A 15122-nucleotide genomic window follows, 5' to 3' on the forward strand; every position below is an offset into this window, starting at 1 on the left:
TCTGATGTGTGAATCATACATCATTTTGAAATCTCGTGCAGCGCACCGAGGGAGTTTTTTCTATTTTTGGTCGAATTCAGCTGAAAAAAAGCGGCCGCGGCCTGAAAAAAGCGCTGCGCATAGCCCGCCCTGTCCAGGCAGATCAGCTCCGCGGGACCGATGGCCGTGACATGCGCCACGCCGCCGTAGCCCAGGCCATGCCCCTCCCCCGCATTGATGCGCACGGCCACGGCACGAGGCAGTCCTCCCGCGGCTTCCGGGCCGTTCGCAGGTTCCTCTACCCGCACGCTGCCGCTGACGCATACCAGGGTGGCGCCCGGGCGCAGGACCAGTTTCCGGCTGGCGCCGGCGGCAAGTTCCAGGCGGCGGGCCTGGGCATCTGGGGCGTAAGTCGCAATCATCGTCATCTCCTGTCGGACAACCACAGGCTACGCCCGCCCTGCTATGCGCAACAGTCACACTCCGAGGGTTTCTGTACCGATGCAGATACTCGATTTCCTCACTGTTATGGTGTACTTTGCTCGAATCTGTGCCTAGCCTCATTCCAACCTCGGGGAGCATGATCGGCGCATGGATCCGCAACCGCTATATCTACGCCTGGCCAATCATTACCGGCGCGCCATCCAGACAGGCGTGCTGGCGCCCGCCCAGCGCATGCCCTCGGTCCGCACTCTGGTGCGCACCCATCACGTCAGCCTGTCCACGGCGCTGCAGGCCTGCCGCCAACTGGAAGACGACGGCCTGATCGAAGCGCGCCCCCGCTCGGGCTACTTTGTCCTCAAGCCCCGGCGCAACAGCATCCCGCCCGTGGACGAGCCCGACATCCGCCAAACCCTGGAAGCCGCGCAGTACGTGGGCATCCATGACCGGGTCTCGGACTTCGTGGCCAAGTGCGAAGCGCATCCGGTCAGCGCCAATTTCGCGCTGGCCGCGGCGGTGCCCGAAGCCTATCCGCTGGAGGAACTGAAGCAGGCCATGATGCGCGCGCTGCGCCAGTCGCCCCAGGTGCTGGTCAGCCCGGTTCCGCCGCAGGGACATCCGGACCTGCGCACCGTGCTCGCCCGCCGGGCGCTGGCCAACGGCATCAACGCCACGCCGGACGACGTCATCGTTACGCACGGCTGCATCGAGGCCCTGAACCTGGCGCTGCGCGCGGTGGCCCGGCCCGGCGACACGATCGCGGTCGAATCGCCCGCCTATTTCGGCCTGCTGCAGATCCTGGAAAGCCTGGGCATGCGGGCGCTGGAGATCCCCACCAGTCCGCAGCACGGCCTGTCGATCGAAGCGCTGGACCTGGCGTTCCAGACGCACGGCAACATCCGCGCCGTGGTGGTGGTGCCCAATTTCCAGAACCCCCTGGGCTGCGTCATGCCCGACGCGGAGAAAGCGCGGCTGGTCGCCCTGTGCGAACGCCAGCAGGTGCCACTGATCGAAGACGACACCTACGGCGCGCTGACGGACGACGACACACCGTTGGCCGCCGCCAAATCCTGGGACGCGACCGGCAATGTCATTTATTGCTCGTCCATGCACAAGACGCTGGCGCCGGGCATGCGCCTGGGCTGGCTGCTGGGCGGACGCTGGAAAGCCCGCATCGCCATGCTGAAGTTCGCCCAGAGCCGCCCCAACGAGCCACTGGCGCAGATCGCCGTGGCCGAGTTCATGGGTTCGCGCGCCTACGACCGCCACCTGTCGCGCCTGCGCCGGTACCTTAAGATGCAGCGCGACCAGACAGCCGAGACCATTGCCGCGCACTTTCCGCCCGGCACCCGGCTGAGCGTGCCGCGAGGCGGCATGCTGCTGTGGGTGGAAATGCCCGACGGACGTTCCGGCACGGACGTATTCGAGGCTGCCTTGCGCCAGGGCATACGGGTCGCGCCGGGCGCCATGTTCTCCAACGGCACACGCTACAACCACTTTCTGCGCATCAGCTGCGGGCAACGCACCACGCCCGAGATCACCGCCGCCCTGCAGACCTTGGCGCGCATCGTGGCCGAGCGGCCTAGATGAATCCGGCCCTGCATCAGTTCATCGTCGACTACGGTCTGTGGGCGGTATTCGCCGGCACGTTGCTCGAAGGCGAAAGCGTGGTCGTGTTCGCCGGATTCCTGGCGCACCAGCACCTGCTGCACCTGCCCTATGTCGTGCTTTGCGCGTTCGCTGGTTCATTCCTGGCGGACCAGGCGCTGTTCTTCCTGGGGCGCCGCTATCGCGACCATCGCTATGTCCGGCGCATCCGCGAGAAGCCCGCTTTCGAAAAGGCCTTGGCGGCGGTGGACCGCTATCCGCACGGCTTCATCCTGAGCCTGCGCTTCCTGTATGGCTTGCGCACGGTGGGGCCGGTGGCCCTGGGCGTATCGAACGTGCCGCCGCTGCGCTTCCTGGCGCTCAACGCCATTGCCGCCGCCATCTGGGCGGCGTGCTTCAGCGCCTTGGGCTACCTGTTCGGGCAGACGATCGAATCCATGCTGGGACGCCTGCACGGCGTCGAGACCAAGCTGGCCGTGGCCCTGGCGATCGGCGCGGCCATCTGGCTCGCGTATCACCTGCTGGGCAAGCGCCGCAAGTAGGCGCGGAGCCTCAGACCACCAGCTTGCCGCTGGCCCGCAACACGTAGCGGCGCCGCGCATTGCGGTACCAACGGCCCAGCAGGGGCAAGCGCGCCAGGCGGCGCAGGATGGGATGGCGCTGGTCGAAGTCGTGCCAGGCCTTGAAGCCATGCCCCATGCGCTCCCAGCTCTGGCGCGCCTCGGGGGAGAGTTTGCCGGGGTCGAACGCCGCCAGCTTTGCTGCTTCCGAGACGCGCATCGCGATCGATCCGCCCCGGCATTCCAATGAATACTGATTCCGCATGGGGCCGCATATTACCCGGCTTGCGTGGCCTGCGGCAGCGCGCGGGCGGCGCTGCCGCAGCGAGCAATTGGAGCCAGGTTTGACCGCTCCATGCAAGCCTTTGTAATTAAAGGAAAATGAACATCTATGCCCGTACTATCCCAAGGCTTGTCCACAGAAGTTGTGGGTAACTCCCGCAAGCCGGACGGCCTATTTCAGGGCGCCCAGGATCATGTCGCGCACGCTCTCGAAACCGGCCACGTACTGCGGATTCTCGGAGCGGGCCAGCAGGCTGGAATAGTTCTGCTCGAGCTGGGCCTCGATGGCTTCGCGCAGGCCGGGCGATGCCTTGGCCAGATGCAGCATCGACAGCAGGGTCGAATTCAGCGCGTCGATGCGGCCGCCCTGATGCGAAATGGTATGCACGATGACGGCGATTTGTTCCTGGATGTCCATTGTGTAAGCCTCCTGGCATTGAAGTCGGCGCAAATCCTAGCATGGCGCCGCGCACCGCCCATGCTAGGCAAGCCCTGCGCGCCGCGCTAGCATGAAGCGTAGCCGCTGAGGCACGGCGGCGCATGTCACCGGCTCCGTCTCCAGGGCTGCGCGCCCGCGACCGAACCGGTACAACCGGAGGCCGCCCATGAAGACGATTCAGAACTACCTCCCGCCTGACGCCCAGTCCGTGCGGCGCCTGCAGGACAGGCTGGGATACAGCGACGCGCGCATGGCGGAGCTGGCCGGACTGGATGCAACCATCCCTTGGCACAGCTTCATCGGCGGCCCCGAGCCGCGTTCGCTGGGCCGCCAGCGCCTGTTCTACGTGGCGGCGCGCCTCACGCTGGACGAAGCGCAATGGCAGCGGGTGCTGGCCGCCATGCACGAATTGGGCGCGCGCTTCGATTACCAGGATACGCGGCACCCCGACGCCCTGCCCGCGCCGGAACCGATCGCGGACGAAGAGCGCAAATTCGGCATGCTGCTGGTCAGCCGCAACGGCTCCTTCCACGAAATGGAGCAGTTGCGCGAGTTCGCGCATTTCGCGCACGAGGCCGACGTCAGCCGCTACGTGCATTCGGCCTTCTACGACAGCGACATCGATCTGTGCCGCTTCAGCTTCGCCGACCACGACGGCCTGGACGACGCCAGCCGCGACCGCATCTTCGATGCCGCGCGCAAGACCATCACGCGCTTCGAGTTCGACGGGCGCATCTATCAGGGCGGCATACCGCCCGAATCGGACGGCTGACATCTCGCGCAATGCTCGCGCGCGGCCGCGCATTGACGCGGGCAGGCCCCGGCCTGTACCGTCGGCACTCGCGCTCTCTCGCCACGTGCCGCCCCTCACCGTATGAACGAACGACTCGACGCCATCGACCGGCAACTGCTCAGCCTGCTGCAAGCCAATGCGCGTGAACCCGCGGCCATCCTGGCACGCAAGCTCGGCCTGGCGCGCACCACCGTGGTGGCGCGCATCGCGCGGCTCGAACGCGAGCACATCGTCGCAGGCTACGGCGTGCGCCTGGGGCGGCTGCTAGAAGAAGCGGCGGTGCGCGCCTATTGCTTCATCAGCGTGCTGCCCAAGACCCCGGCCGCGGTGATCCGCGAACTAGAAAGGATGCCCGAGGTCGAGGAGGTCTCTTCGGTCAGCGGCCCCTACGATTACCTTATCTTCCTGCGCTGCGAAACCCACGAACAGCTCGACGAACTGCTGGACCGCATCGGCCTGATAGACGGCGTCAAGCAGACCCAGACATCCATCGTCCTGAGCCGCAAGCTCGACCGCCGCAGCGCCGTGGCCGCGCCATGAAATGATGGTGTAATTGCGGTAATCGCCATTTCAGGACGCCTCATGTTTGCACGCCTTGCCCCCGCCGCCGTATTGCTCGCCCTGCTGAGCGCCTGTTCCAGCATGAGCGAGGTCACGTCCGTCGGCAAGGACACCTACAGCGTCACCCACAGCTCCGGCTCGCAGATGATGACCTGGGTGGAAATCAAGAACCAGGCCCTGCTGCGGGCCGAACAGTATTGCCAATCGATCGACCGCAAGCTGGTCAAGCCCAAGATCACGTCCAACCACGCGACCGGCCTGGGCCCCAAGCGCGCCACCGTGACCTTCGAATGCGGCGTCATCGAGGCCCCCAAGAATCCCTCGAAGTAAGGCGGCGGCCCGCCCGCCTTCGGGTGTAGCATGATCCGCAACACAACCTCATTCCCTGCACCGTGAAGACCTCCCTGCCCGTGGGCATCACCATGGGCGATGCCGCCGGCATCGGCCCTGAAATCGTCGTCAAGGCCTACGCACAAGGCCTGAATGCGCCTTGCGTGGTGTACGGCGACGCGGGCGCGCTGCGCCGCGCCGCCGCCCAGCTGGGCGCCAGGCTGGAGATCGTCGAGGTCGCCGATGTCGGCCAGGCAGCGCCGGGCGCTGACCACATCAACGTCATCGCCTGCAGCCCCGCCCTGCCCGCCGACCTGCCCCTGGGGCAGATCAGCGCGGCGGCCGGACGCGGCGCCTACGATTACGTCTGCGCCGCCATCGACGACGCGCAGGCCGGCCGCATCCGCGCCATCGTCACGGCGCCGCTGAACAAGAAGTCCATGCATGCCGGCGGCATCGATTACCCCGGCCACACCGAGATCCTGGCGGAACGCTCGGGCACGCGCGACTTCGCGATGATGCTGGCTAACGACGAACTGCGCGTGCTGCTGGTGACCATACACGTGGCGCTGGCCGACGTGATCGCGCGCATCACGCCGCAGGCCGAACTGACCGCCATGCGCCTGGCCGACCAGGCCTGCCGCCAGATGGGCATCGCCCAGCCGCGCATCGCGGTCGCGGGGCTGAATCCCCATGCGGGCGAAGGCGGCAAGTTCGGCCGCGAAGACATCGACATCATCGAGCCCGCGATTGCCGCGGCCCGCGCGCAAGGCATGGACGCCAGCGGCCCCTGGCCCGGCGACACGATCTTCATGCGCGCCCGGCGCGGCGAATTCGACATCGTCGTGGCGCAGTACCACGACCAGGGCCTGATACCGGTCAAGTACCTGGGCCTGGACCATGGCGTGAACGTGACGGTGGGCCTGCCTTTCGTGCGCACCAGCGTGGATCACGGCACCGCCTTCGATATCGCGGGCAAGGGCCTGGCGGACCACGCCTCGCTGGTCGCCGCCTTCGATCTGGCGCTGGCCATGACGCCCTGAGCGTCGCGCCGCGGCCCTGCAGCGCTGACAACTGGCTGTCAGGAAGCAAGGCGTCCCCGGGACTACAATACGCCCCGTTTACGGCGCCCGCGGCGCTTTTCGTCCGCCCATCCCCCATCCCCCCATGTCACGCCTTGCCCGCCTTCTTCCCGACCGCTTCACCCTCTACCTGATCTGCACCGTCATCATCGCCAGCATCGTGCCCGCCCACGGGCAAGGCGTGGTGGTGTTCGGCTGGATCACCAACATCGCGGTCGGCCTGCTGTTCTTCCTGCACGGCGCGCGCCTGTCGCGCGAGGCCATCATCGCCGGCCTGACGCACTGGAAGCTGCACCTCACGATCTTCTCCGCGACTTTCCTGATGTTCCCGCTGCTGGGCCTGGCGCTCAAGCCGGTGCTGGAGCCGCTGGTCACGCCGGAACTCTATCTGGGCATCTTGTTCCTGTGCTGCCTGCCCGCCACGGTGCAGTCGGCCATCGCCTTCACCTCGATGGCGCGCGGCAACGTGCCCGCGGCCGTGTGCAGCGCCTCCGCGTCCAGCCTGCTCGGCATCTTCCTCACCCCGCTGCTGGTGGGCACGGTGGTCGCCAACGCGGGCAGCGCGCCGATCTCGTTCGACGCCGTCGGCAAGATCATGCTGCAGCTGCTGCTGCCCTTCGTGCTGGGCCAGTTCGCCCGCCGCTGGATCGGCGCCTGGGTGCACAAGCGCAAGGCCATGCTGAAGTTCGTCGACCAGGGCTCCATCCTGCTGGTGGTCTACACGGCGTTTTCGGAAGCCATCAACGAAGGCCTGTGGAGTTCGACCCCGATCCCGGCGCTGGCCGGCCTGGTGGTGGCTTGCGCCGTCATCCTGGCGCTGGCGCTGGGCCTGTCGGCCCTGGCCGGCCGGGTGCTGGGCTTCAACGTGGAAGACCGCATCACGCTGCTGTTCTGCGGTTCGAAGAAAAGCCTGGCCAGCGGCATTCCGATGGCCCAGGTGCTGTTCGCCGGCCACGCCGTGGGCGCGATCGTGCTGCCCCTGATGCTGTTCCACCAGATCCAGCTGATGGTGTGCGGCGTGCTGGCCGCGCGCTTCGGCAAGCGGCCCGAAGCAGAAGCCTGAAACAGGTTCCTTCCCGCCAATGAAAAACCGCGCCTCGGCGCGGTTTTGCTTTGAGCGGGAGGACTCAGTACATGTCTCGCGGCTGCGAGCCCGAGAAGTTCAGGAAGCGCGTGCTAGAGCCCTGGAAGGTCAAGCGCACCGTGCCGATGGGACCGTTACGCTGCTTGCCGATAATGATCTCGGCCGTGCCCTTGTCCGGCGAGTCGGGGTTGTAGACCTCGTCGCGATAGATGAACAGGATCACGTCGGCGTCCTGTTCGATGGCGCCCGATTCGCGCAGGTCGCTCATCACGGGACGCTTGTTGGGCCGCTGTTCCAGGCTTCGGTTCAGCTGCGACAGGGCGATCAGCGGACAGTTGAGTTCCTTGGCCAGACCCTTGAGCGAACGGCTGATTTCCGACACTTCGGTGGCGCGGTTTTCGCCCGAGCCGTTGCCCGACATGAGCTGCAGGTAGTCGATGATGATCAGGCCCAACTGGCCGCATTGCCGCGCCAGGCGGCGCGTGCGCGCGCGCACTTCCATCGGGCTGAGCGCGGGCGTTTCGTCGATGTAGACCTGGGCGTCCTGCATGAGCTGCACGGCGTGCGTCACGCGCGGCCAGTCGTCGGCGATCAGCTTGCCGGTACGCATGCGGTGCTGGTCCAGCAAGCCCACCGAACCCAGCATGCGCATCGCCAATTGCACGGCGCCCATTTCCATGGAAAACACCGCCACCGGCAGGCCCTGCTCGATGGCCACATGTTCGCCGATGTTCATGGAGAACGAGGTCTTGCCCATGGACGGGCGGCCGGCCACGATGATCAGGTCGCCGCCATGCATGCCAGACGTCATCTTGTCCAGATCGGCGAAACCGGTAGGCACGCCCGTCACATCGGAGCTGCCCTCGCGGTGGTAAAGCTCATCGATGCGTTCAACCACCTGCGTGAGCAAGGGCTGGATCTCCTGGAAGCCAGCAGCGCCGCGCGACCCTTCCTGCGCAATCTTGAAGACCTTGGATTCAGCCTCGTCCAGCAACTGGCGGGCTTCCTTGCCTTGCGGATTCAGGGCAGCCGAGGAAATCTCGTCAGCGATCGACACCAGCTTGCGCAGCATGGCGCGTTCGCGCACGATTTCGCCATAGCGCCGGATGTTGGCAGCTGACGGGGTGTTATGCGCCAGGGCATTCAGGTAGGCCAGCCCGCCTGAGTCTTCCGCCTTGCCCGCGCTGATCAGGGACTCGTTGACCGTGATCACGTCCGCGGGACGCGCCAGCCCGATAAGGCGGGCGATGTGGTGCCAGATCAGCCTGTGATCGTGACGGTAGAAGTCTTCTTCCACCAGCACGTCGGCGATGCGGTCCCAGGCGGTGTTGTCCAGCAGCAGGCCGCCCAGAACCGACTGCTCCGCCTCGATGGAATGGGGGGGAACGCGCAGGTATTCGAGCTGGGGATCGGCGGGTGTATTCATGACTTCAATAGTAACGGCTGCAGGATGTCCGCGACGCGGAAGAATCCCTGGATATCACGCGAGGGCAGACGGCCCAGCACGACGCGCAAGGGCGCGGCGATGCCGCAGAGCACGCGCGCCAGACGTGTCAGGCGGGCTCGGACCTCGGCATCGGGGTTGCTCTCGAAATAGACTTCGAGCGCCAGTTTACCCAGCACACGGGCAACGTCGTCGGGCAATTTACGCAAAGACACCAGAGAGGCCAGCATCTGGAACAGGTCATAGGCCTGGGCCAGCGGGCGCGACAGGGTCGAACCGATGTTCTCTTCGAAATCGATGCGCCACAGTTCGCCTTCCTGCAAGGTGATGTTGCGGATCTGAGCACCGCCATGCCACATGCCGCGCGCGTGGAAGGCAGCCAGGTCGGCCGCGGCGGCGCGCGCCAGCCATAGCCGGGAGGTCGTGTCCTCGTTGCGGATCAGGTCGGCCAGGTCCTCGCCCACGTACTCCAGCACCAGCAGACCCTGCTCCTGCCACCAGACCTCGGGCACACGGCAGCCTGCCTTCAACAGCTGCGCAAGGCGCTGCGACTCGTGCGCCAGGCCGTTGCGCAACAACACGCCCGGACGCGGAAACTCACCCAGGAATATCTTGCACACCACTCCCAGGAACAGGGCGCGCACGTAGCGCAGCGCGTAGCTCACGCCCTGGCCGATGCTGGGGCGGCGGCGTTTGATGATGCAGCGCACGCCATCTATCGTCACATCCCGCACCGAAGGTTCACGCGACGCATCCACACTATCCAGCCAGGCTCGCAAGCCGGCAGGCGCGTTGTGGTGAACGGGGGGCTGAGTCAAGACGTCCTCTGAAGAGTGCGGCGTAAGCCGGGATCGTGGAGTCCGAAGACTACACGCAATACGCGTAGCGCAAAAAAGAAAAAAAGCCGGCACGCGGGCCGGCTTCCTTTTACTGCGGGTACCGGCTTAGGACAGTTCGCCTTCGACCAGGACCGTCACGTCGACCAGCACGTCGGCGTGCAGGGCAACCTGGATCGGGAACTCGCCGATCGCCTTCAGCTGGCCGTTGGGCAGGCGGACTTGCGCCTTTTCCACGGCTTCGAAACCGGCCTTCTTCAGACCTTCGGCGATGTCGGCGTTGGTGACCGAACCGAACAGACGGCCGTCGACGCCAGCCTTCTGGGAGATCTTCAGCTGGAAGCCGGCAAGGCGCTCGCCCAGAGCCTGGGCGGCGGCCAGCTTTTCAGCCTGGACCTTTTCCAGTTCGGCGCGGCGCGCTTCGAATTCCTTCAGGGCGGCGTCGGTTGCACGACGGGCCTTGCGCTGGGGGATCAGGAAGTTGCGGGCGTAGCCATCACGCACGCGGACGACTTCGCCGAGGTTACCCAGGTTGACGACTTTTTCGAGCAGAATAACTTGCATTTCAGTGCCCCGGATTAGTTGTGGTTGTCGGTGTAAGGCAACAGGGCCAGGAAGCGCGCGCGCTTGATGGCGGTGTCCAGCTGGCGCTGGTAGATTGCCTTGGTGCCGGTCAGGCGAGCCGGGATGATCTTGCCGTTTTCTTGCACGAAGTCGCGCAGGGTGTCCAGATCCTTGTAGTCGATCTCTTCCACGCCGGCAGCGGTGAAGCGGCAGAACTTACGACGCTTGAAAAGCGGGTTCTGCTGCGTGAATTTGCGTTTTTCCTTGCGTTTTCCGAAGAAAGCCATGATATGTGCCTCTTTGTTTGAGGGGGCCGGGTTTTACCCAAAACGGGCCCAAACCCCCATAACCTATCCGTATTCAGAAGGCGCTCATCGCGCCTCTTGCCCAATTCCCTTCAAGCCACCAGCGGATCGCGTCCTGCGCTGCCACTGACCCTACGTGCCTGCTGCAAATGCAGCTTGACCTTCACCGAGTCCTTGCGGGTGGGAGCCAAAAACCCCTGCACCAGCAATTCGGACCCTAGAGCGGTGTCCTTCAACAGCAACGCCAGATCGCCCAGTGCCACGGCCGCGATAGTCAGTTCGACGCGGCGCGGGTGGCCTGCCTCGACGACTTCGGACTCGTGCGCCAGCACCATTTCCAGTGCGGGCAAACCGGCGGGAGTGTGGCGCAAAGGCTCGCATTCCAGAACGCGAGCGCTGAGTTCCAGCTTGTTCATCCTGCCAGGCACCGAGGGGACTTCATGGGATGAGCTCTGCGTGAGCCCTGCTTACTCGGCCTGAGCCGGCGCTGCTGCTTCAGCCGAAGCCTTGCGGGCTTCTTCGCGTTCGACCGACTTCATCATGATCGAGGGCGTGGCTTGAGCCTTCTTGGTCTTGATGACCAGGTGGCGCAGAACGGCGTCGTTGTAGCGGAACGAGTGTTCCAGCTCATCCAGCGTGGCTTGGCCGCACTCGATGTTCAGGCAGACGTAGTGAGCCTTGACGAGCTTCTGGATCGGGTAGGCCAGTTGACGGCGACCCCAGTCTTCCAGGCGGTGAACCGAGCCGCCTTGGCCCGTGACCAGCGCTTGGTAACGCTCGACCATGGCGGGCACTTGCTCGCTTTGGTCGGGGTGAACGATAAACACCACTTCGTAGTGACGCATGAGTAAAACTCCTTGAGGATGTCTCGCTGGCCGACCGTCCTGCGCCCCCGCTTTCCATCAGGGGCGGATCGCAATATGCATCTTGAACAGTGGCCCGCAAGGGGCAGCCCGCTACCCAAAAACCATGGGCGGTCGAGCAAGAAAGCTCTCGATTATCACCGATTGAGCTTGTAGGCGCAAGCCGAGAGGGTATCAGGAAATAAGGGACGGGCTATTTCCACCGCCCTGCCCCGCCGGCCGAGGCAAATCGGCAACATCGATTTCCTGGGGCCGGTTGACCACGCTGACCATCACGTAGCTGATGATCATCAGCAGGAACCACGAGCCCAGCTTGGCGATGGACACCAGTTCCCAGCCCTGCGACTGGTTGGGATAACGCCAGGCATTGGCAAAGGTGCCGATGTTCTCGGCGAACCAGATGAACAAGGCCACCAGCACGAAACCCAGTAACAGCGGCATGCGCCGGTAGACCCGCCAGATGCGGAAATACACCCAGGTGCGGGCGAACAGGACAGCCGTCAGCGCGAACAGCGCCCACCGGATATCCATGATGTAGTGGTGCGCGAAGAAATTCACATAGATCAGCACCGACAACGCCACGCTGGCCGCCGCCGGCGGATGCGCGCGGAAGCGGAAATCGAACAGGCGCCACACGCGGGCCAGGTAGCTGCCCACCGCGGCGTACATGAAACCCGTGAACAGCGGCACGCCGCCGATGCGCAGCACGCTGGCCTCGGGATAGATCCACGAACCCGCGGCGGTCTTGAACACTTCCATGCCCGTTCCCACCACATGGAACAGCAGGATCACACGGGCTTCGCTCCAGGTTTCCATGCGCAGCGCCAGCAGCAGCGCCTGGATGCCCAACGCAGCCAGGGTCAGGAAATCGTAGCGGGCCAGCACGGCGTCCTTGGGGTACCACCAGTGCGTGCCCAGCAGCAGCGCGCACATCAGGCCGCCGAACAGGCAGGCCCAGGCCTGCTTCACGCCGAAGCGGAAGAACTCGTAGAGCGCAACGCCAAAACGGCCGCGGCCGGCCAGATTGCTGGCCAGCCGCGATTCCCACTGCTGCAGCCCCGCGATGAGCGGCCAGTCATTGGCCGCCGGATGGCTCACGGCAAGCTCAGCCTTCCACGACGGCGTAGGCCGAGTGGTTATGGATGGATTCGAAGTTCTCGGCTTCCACGCGGTAGCGGGCGATGCCGGGATGCGCGTTCAGGCGGGCAGCCACGTCGCGCACCAGATCCTCGACGAACTTGGGGTTGTCGTAGGCGCGCTCGGTGACGTACTTCTCGTCCGGGCGCTTGAGCAGGCCCCACAGCTCGCAGGAACCTTCTTCCTCGATCAGGCGGATGACGCCGTCCATGCCGATGTCGGCATTCAGGATGGCGGACACCGTGACGTGCGAACGCTGGTTGTGGGCGCCGTACTCGGAGATGGCCTTGGAGCAAGGACAGAGGCTGGTGACGGGCACCTGCACGATCAGTTCGAACTCGACCTCGTCACCCTGGGCGCGGGCGATCCACTGCACTTCGTAATCCAGCAGGCTCTGCACGCCGGAGATCGGGGCGGATTTGTTGATGAAGTACGGGAAGGCGGCGGTGATGTCGCCGCGCTCGGCATGCAACAGCGGCAGCATGTCGGCCGCCATGGCGCGGAACAGAGTCGGCGTCATGGGGGTGCTGCGGTACTTTTCCAGCAGGGCCACGAAGCGGGACATATGCGTCCCCTTTTCTTCGGGAGGCAGGGCCACGGTCAGCGTCCAGTTGGCCACGGTGCCTTGGGGCGAGCCGTCGCCGCTTTCAATCAACATGGGGTGGCGCACGCCACGGATACCCACGCGCTGAATCGGGATGTGCCGGGTGTCCGCCGAACTCTGGACATCGGGCATCACGAGGGCGGGGTCGATCGGAGAATTCATTTCGGCTTACCTGTCTAGGCAGTCAGTCGTGAAAACGCACGGGCCTAGGAATCTTTGAGAGGGGGCCATTATCGCCCATAGTCCGCCAAGCGCCAGGGAAAACCCTTTTATTCGTAGGTTGGCGGGGCCGGAACAGTGTGTTTCATTCCTGCGGGCAAAACCCGCAGGAATCGCTGCGCAATCAGGCCAGCAGATCGGCGTAGCGGGCGCGGATCGCGCTTTCGATGCCCACCGCGTCCAGGCCGATGCCGGCCCACAGCGCCGATTGCTCGCCGTGGTCGATGAACTCGTCGGGCAAGCCCAGTTGCAGCACCGGGATCGCGACCCCGGCCGAACTCAGCGCTTCCAGCACCGCACTGCCCGCGCCGCCCATGATGGAAGCGTCTTCCAACGTGACCAGCGCGTCGTGGCGGCTGGCCAGGTCGAGGATCAGCTCGCGGTCGATCGGCTTGACGAAGCGCATGTCGGCCACGGTGGCGTCGAGCTTTTCGGCTGCGCCCAACGCCGCCTGGACCAGCGTGCCGAAACCCAGGATGGCGATCTTGCGGCCCTCGCGGCGCACCACGCCGCGGCCGAGCTCGACCGTGTCCAGACCGGGCGCTTCGGCGGCGCCGCAGCCGGCGCCGCGCGGATAGCGCACCGACGCGGGGCCGGGATACTGATAACAGGTCGACAGCAGCAACCGCGTTTCGTTTTCGTCCGAAGGCGTGGCCACGACCATGTTGGGCACGCAGCGCAGGAAGGCGATGTCGTAGTTGCCGGCATGCGTGGCGCCGTCCGCGCCCACCAGGCCGGCGCGGTCCAAGGCAAAGGTCACGTCCAGGTTCTGCAGGGCCACGTCATGGATGAACTGGTCGTAACCGCGCTGCATGAAGGTGGAGTAGATCGCGACCACGGGCTTCTGGCCCTCGCAGGCAATGCCCGCGGCGAACGTCACGGCGTGCTGCTCGGCGATGCCCACGTCGAAATAACGCTGGGGAAAGCGCTTTTCGAATTCCACCAGGCCGCTGCCCTCGCGCATGGCGGGCGTGATGGCGACCAGGCGCGAGTCCTGTTCAGCCATGTCGCACAGCCACTGGCCGAACACCTGCGTGAAGCTGCGCTTGCCCGGCGCCTTCGATTGCTGAATCCCGACGGCCGGATCGAACTTGCCCGGGCCGTGGTACAGCACCGGGTCGGCCTCGGCCAGCTTGTAGCCCTGGCCCTTCTTGGTGACCACGTGCAGGAACTGCAGGCCTTCCAGGGCCTTGAGGTTCTGCAGGGTGGGCACCAGCGCGTCCAGGTCGTGTCCGTCGATCGGGCCAACGTAGTTGAAGCCGAATTCCTCGAACAGCGTGGCCGGCGTGACCATGCCCTTGGCGTGTTCTTCGAAGCGGCGCGCCAGTTCCAGCACTGGCGGCACGTGCTGCAACACCGCGCGGCCGACGTTCTTGGCGGCCGCATAGAAGCGGCCCGACATCAGGCGCGCCAGATAGCGGTTCAGCGCCCCCACCGGCGGCGAGATCGACATGTCGTTGTCGTTCAGGATCACCAGCAGGTTGATGTTGGGCGTGACGCCGGCGTTGTTCATGGCTTCGAAGGCCATGCCCGCGGACATCGCGCCGTCGCCGATGACGGCGATGTGCTGGCGCTGCACGCCGGCGTTGCGCGAGGCCACCGCCATGCCCAGCGCAGCCGAGATGGAAGTGGACGAATGCGCGGTGCCGAAGGCGTCGTATTCGGATTCGCTGCGTTTCGGGAAGCCCGAAATTCCGCCCTGCTGACGCAGCTTGTCCATGCCGGAGCGGCGTCCGGTCAGGATCTTGTGCGGATAGGACTGATGGCCCACGTCCCAGACGATGCGGTCATGCGGCGTATCGAACACCTGGTGCAGGGCCAGGGTGAGCTCGACCGTGCCTAGGTTGGACGACAGGTGCCCGCCCGTTTTGGACACCGATTCCAGCACGAAGCCGCGCAACTCGTCGGCCAGCCTTTTCAGCTCACGGCGATCCAGGCGCTTGAGGTCTGCCGGGGATTGAATGCGGTCCAGTAAATCTGTCGTCATGCTT

General features: G+C 65.2%; 19 protein-coding genes. 7 read left to right on the top strand and 12 right to left on the bottom strand.

Annotated elements, in window-relative coordinates; all coding sequences use genetic code 11:
• Nucleotides 1–20 precede the first annotated feature (20 nt).
• A complete protein-coding gene (locus FOC84_RS33340) occupies nucleotides 21–230 on the bottom strand; it encodes a hypothetical protein (protein WP_254241902.1) in 210 nt (69 codons plus the stop codon).
• A 340-nt stretch (nucleotides 231–570) separates the two neighbouring features.
• Here FOC84_RS33340 and FOC84_RS03305 point away from each other — a divergent pair, with 340 nt between their 5' ends.
• Entirely contained in the window at nucleotides 571–2010 is a 1440-nt protein-coding gene (locus FOC84_RS03305; protein ID WP_173143163.1) for a PLP-dependent aminotransferase family protein, read from the top strand.
• A complete protein-coding gene (locus FOC84_RS03310) occupies nucleotides 2007–2570 on the top strand; it encodes a DedA family protein (RefSeq protein ID WP_173143164.1) in 564 nt (187 codons plus the stop codon). The genes FOC84_RS03305 and FOC84_RS03310 overlap by 4 nt, the downstream gene beginning before the upstream one ends.
• A gap of 10 nt (nucleotides 2571–2580) precedes the next feature.
• Here the strand turns inward: FOC84_RS03310 and FOC84_RS03315 are convergent, their stop codons facing one another.
• Entirely contained in the window at nucleotides 2581–2808 is a 228-nt protein-coding gene (locus FOC84_RS03315) for a hypothetical protein (protein ID WP_254241903.1), read from the bottom strand.
• Nucleotides 2809–3042: 234 nt separating this feature from the next.
• Nucleotides 3043–3288 carry a hypothetical protein gene (locus FOC84_RS03320; RefSeq protein WP_042792626.1) on the bottom strand — a complete coding sequence of 82 codons (246 nt, stop codon included), beginning with the start codon at nucleotides 3286–3288 and terminating at the stop codon, nucleotides 3043–3045.
• Between the two features lie 187 nt (nucleotides 3289–3475).
• On the opposite strand from FOC84_RS03320, the gene FOC84_RS03325 reads away from it, so the two are divergent.
• The 5 genes from FOC84_RS03325 to FOC84_RS03345 all read left to right on the top strand — a co-directional run bounded on the left by FOC84_RS03325 (nucleotide 3476) and on the right by FOC84_RS03345 (nucleotide 7138).
• Nucleotides 3476–4081: a hypothetical protein gene (locus tag FOC84_RS03325; protein ID WP_173143165.1), complete on the top strand. Its 606-nt coding sequence runs from the start codon at nucleotides 3476–3478 to the stop codon at nucleotides 4079–4081.
• Nucleotides 4082–4183: 102 nt separating this feature from the next.
• Nucleotides 4184–4642 (top strand): Lrp/AsnC family transcriptional regulator, encoded by a 459-nt coding sequence (locus FOC84_RS03330; protein WP_173143166.1) that lies wholly within the window; start codon nucleotides 4184–4186, stop codon nucleotides 4640–4642.
• 42 nt (nucleotides 4643–4684) lie between these two features.
• Entirely contained in the window at nucleotides 4685–4993 is a 309-nt protein-coding gene (locus FOC84_RS03335; protein WP_173143167.1) for a hypothetical protein, read from the top strand.
• Nucleotides 4994–5055: 62 nt separating this feature from the next.
• On the top strand, nucleotides 5056–6036 hold the full coding sequence (pdxA, locus tag FOC84_RS03340) for a 4-hydroxythreonine-4-phosphate dehydrogenase PdxA (protein ID WP_173143168.1): 981 nt from the start codon (nucleotides 5056–5058) through the stop codon (nucleotides 6034–6036).
• A 124-nt stretch (nucleotides 6037–6160) separates the two neighbouring features.
• Nucleotides 6161–7138 (top strand): bile acid:sodium symporter family protein, encoded by a 978-nt coding sequence (locus tag FOC84_RS03345; RefSeq protein WP_088139296.1) that lies wholly within the window; start codon nucleotides 6161–6163, stop codon nucleotides 7136–7138.
• A gap of 64 nt (nucleotides 7139–7202) precedes the next feature.
• Here FOC84_RS03345 and FOC84_RS03350 read toward each other — a convergent pair whose 3' ends face one another.
• The 9 genes from FOC84_RS03350 to dxs form a co-directional block, all read right to left on the bottom strand.
• Nucleotides 7203–8585: a replicative DNA helicase gene (locus tag FOC84_RS03350; protein WP_173143169.1), complete on the bottom strand. Its 1383-nt coding sequence runs from the start codon at nucleotides 8583–8585 to the stop codon at nucleotides 7203–7205.
• Complete coding sequence (locus FOC84_RS03355; RefSeq protein ID WP_173143170.1) at nucleotides 8582–9421, bottom strand: hypothetical protein; 840 nt, start codon at nucleotides 9419–9421, stop codon at nucleotides 8582–8584. The genes FOC84_RS03350 and FOC84_RS03355 overlap by 4 nt, the downstream gene beginning before the upstream one ends.
• A 126-nt stretch (nucleotides 9422–9547) precedes the next feature.
• A complete protein-coding gene (gene rplI / locus FOC84_RS03360) occupies nucleotides 9548–10003 on the bottom strand; it encodes a 50S ribosomal protein L9 (protein WP_173143171.1) in 456 nt (151 codons plus the stop codon).
• A 14-nt stretch (nucleotides 10004–10017) separates the two neighbouring features.
• Nucleotides 10018–10290, bottom strand: a complete 273-nt coding sequence (gene rpsR, locus FOC84_RS03365; protein ID WP_006218308.1) for a 30S ribosomal protein S18 — start codon at nucleotides 10288–10290, stop codon at nucleotides 10018–10020.
• A 110-nt stretch (nucleotides 10291–10400) separates the two neighbouring features.
• Nucleotides 10401–10724 carry a primosomal replication protein N gene (priB, locus tag FOC84_RS03370; RefSeq protein WP_173143172.1) on the bottom strand — a complete coding sequence of 108 codons (324 nt, stop codon included), beginning with the start codon at nucleotides 10722–10724 and terminating at the stop codon, nucleotides 10401–10403.
• Between the two features lie 51 nt (nucleotides 10725–10775).
• A complete protein-coding gene (rpsF, locus tag FOC84_RS03375; protein WP_013392507.1) occupies nucleotides 10776–11153 on the bottom strand; it encodes a 30S ribosomal protein S6 in 378 nt (125 codons plus the stop codon).
• Between the two features lie 192 nt (nucleotides 11154–11345).
• Nucleotides 11346–12269 carry a DUF817 domain-containing protein gene (locus FOC84_RS03380; protein ID WP_173143173.1) on the bottom strand — a complete coding sequence of 308 codons (924 nt, stop codon included), beginning with the start codon at nucleotides 12267–12269 and terminating at the stop codon, nucleotides 11346–11348.
• A gap of 7 nt (nucleotides 12270–12276) precedes the next feature.
• Nucleotides 12277–13074: a GTP cyclohydrolase FolE2 gene (gene folE2, locus FOC84_RS03385; RefSeq protein ID WP_173143174.1), complete on the bottom strand. Its 798-nt coding sequence runs from the start codon at nucleotides 13072–13074 to the stop codon at nucleotides 12277–12279.
• A 181-nt stretch (nucleotides 13075–13255) separates the two neighbouring features.
• The gene (dxs, locus tag FOC84_RS03390; RefSeq protein ID WP_173143175.1) at nucleotides 13256–15118 is read right to left on the bottom strand and encodes a 1-deoxy-D-xylulose-5-phosphate synthase; all 1863 of its coding nucleotides are present in this window, start codon (nucleotides 15116–15118) and stop codon (nucleotides 13256–13258) included.
• Nucleotides 15119–15122 lie beyond the last annotated feature (4 nt).

The sequence above is a fragment of the Achromobacter pestifer genome, assembly GCF_013267355.1.
In the GTDB taxonomy this organism is placed as follows: domain Bacteria; phylum Pseudomonadota; class Gammaproteobacteria; order Burkholderiales; family Burkholderiaceae_B; genus Achromobacter; species Achromobacter pestifer_A.

Coding starts and splice junctions, on each gene's coding strand:
- FOC84_RS03325 (WP_173143165.1), top strand. CDS start 3,476: ATGAAGACGATTCAGAACTACCTCCCGCCTGACGCCCAGTCCGTGCGG.
- FOC84_RS03345 (WP_088139296.1), top strand. CDS start 6,161: ATGTCACGCCTTGCCCGCCTTCTTCCCGACCGCTTCACCCTCTACCTG.
- priB (WP_173143172.1), bottom strand. CDS start 10,724: ATGAACAAGCTGGAACTCAGCGCTCGCGTTCTGGAATGCGAGCCTTTG.
- FOC84_RS03350 (WP_173143169.1), bottom strand. CDS start 8,585: ATGAATACACCCGCCGATCCCCAGCTCGAATACCTGCGCGTTCCCCCC.
- FOC84_RS03335 (WP_173143167.1), top strand. CDS start 4,685: ATGTTTGCACGCCTTGCCCCCGCCGCCGTATTGCTCGCCCTGCTGAGC.
- rplI (WP_173143171.1), bottom strand. CDS start 10,003: ATGCAAGTTATTCTGCTCGAAAAAGTCGTCAACCTGGGTAACCTCGGC.
- rpsR (WP_006218308.1), bottom strand. CDS start 10,290: ATGGCTTTCTTCGGAAAACGCAAGGAAAAACGCAAATTCACGCAGCAG.
- FOC84_RS03305 (WP_173143163.1), top strand. CDS start 571: ATGGATCCGCAACCGCTATATCTACGCCTGGCCAATCATTACCGGCGC.
- folE2 (WP_173143174.1), bottom strand. CDS start 13,074: ATGAATTCTCCGATCGACCCCGCCCTCGTGATGCCCGATGTCCAGAGT.
- FOC84_RS03330 (WP_173143166.1), top strand. CDS start 4,184: ATGAACGAACGACTCGACGCCATCGACCGGCAACTGCTCAGCCTGCTG.
- dxs (WP_173143175.1), bottom strand. CDS start 15,118: ATGACGACAGATTTACTGGACCGCATTCAATCCCCGGCAGACCTCAAG.
- FOC84_RS03320 (WP_042792626.1), bottom strand. CDS start 3,288: ATGGACATCCAGGAACAAATCGCCGTCATCGTGCATACCATTTCGCAT.
- rpsF (WP_013392507.1), bottom strand. CDS start 11,153: ATGCGTCACTACGAAGTGGTGTTTATCGTTCACCCCGACCAAAGCGAG.
- FOC84_RS03315 (WP_254241903.1), bottom strand. CDS start 2,808: ATGCGCGTCTCGGAAGCAGCAAAGCTGGCGGCGTTCGACCCCGGCAAA.
- FOC84_RS03310 (WP_173143164.1), top strand. CDS start 2,007: ATGAATCCGGCCCTGCATCAGTTCATCGTCGACTACGGTCTGTGGGCG.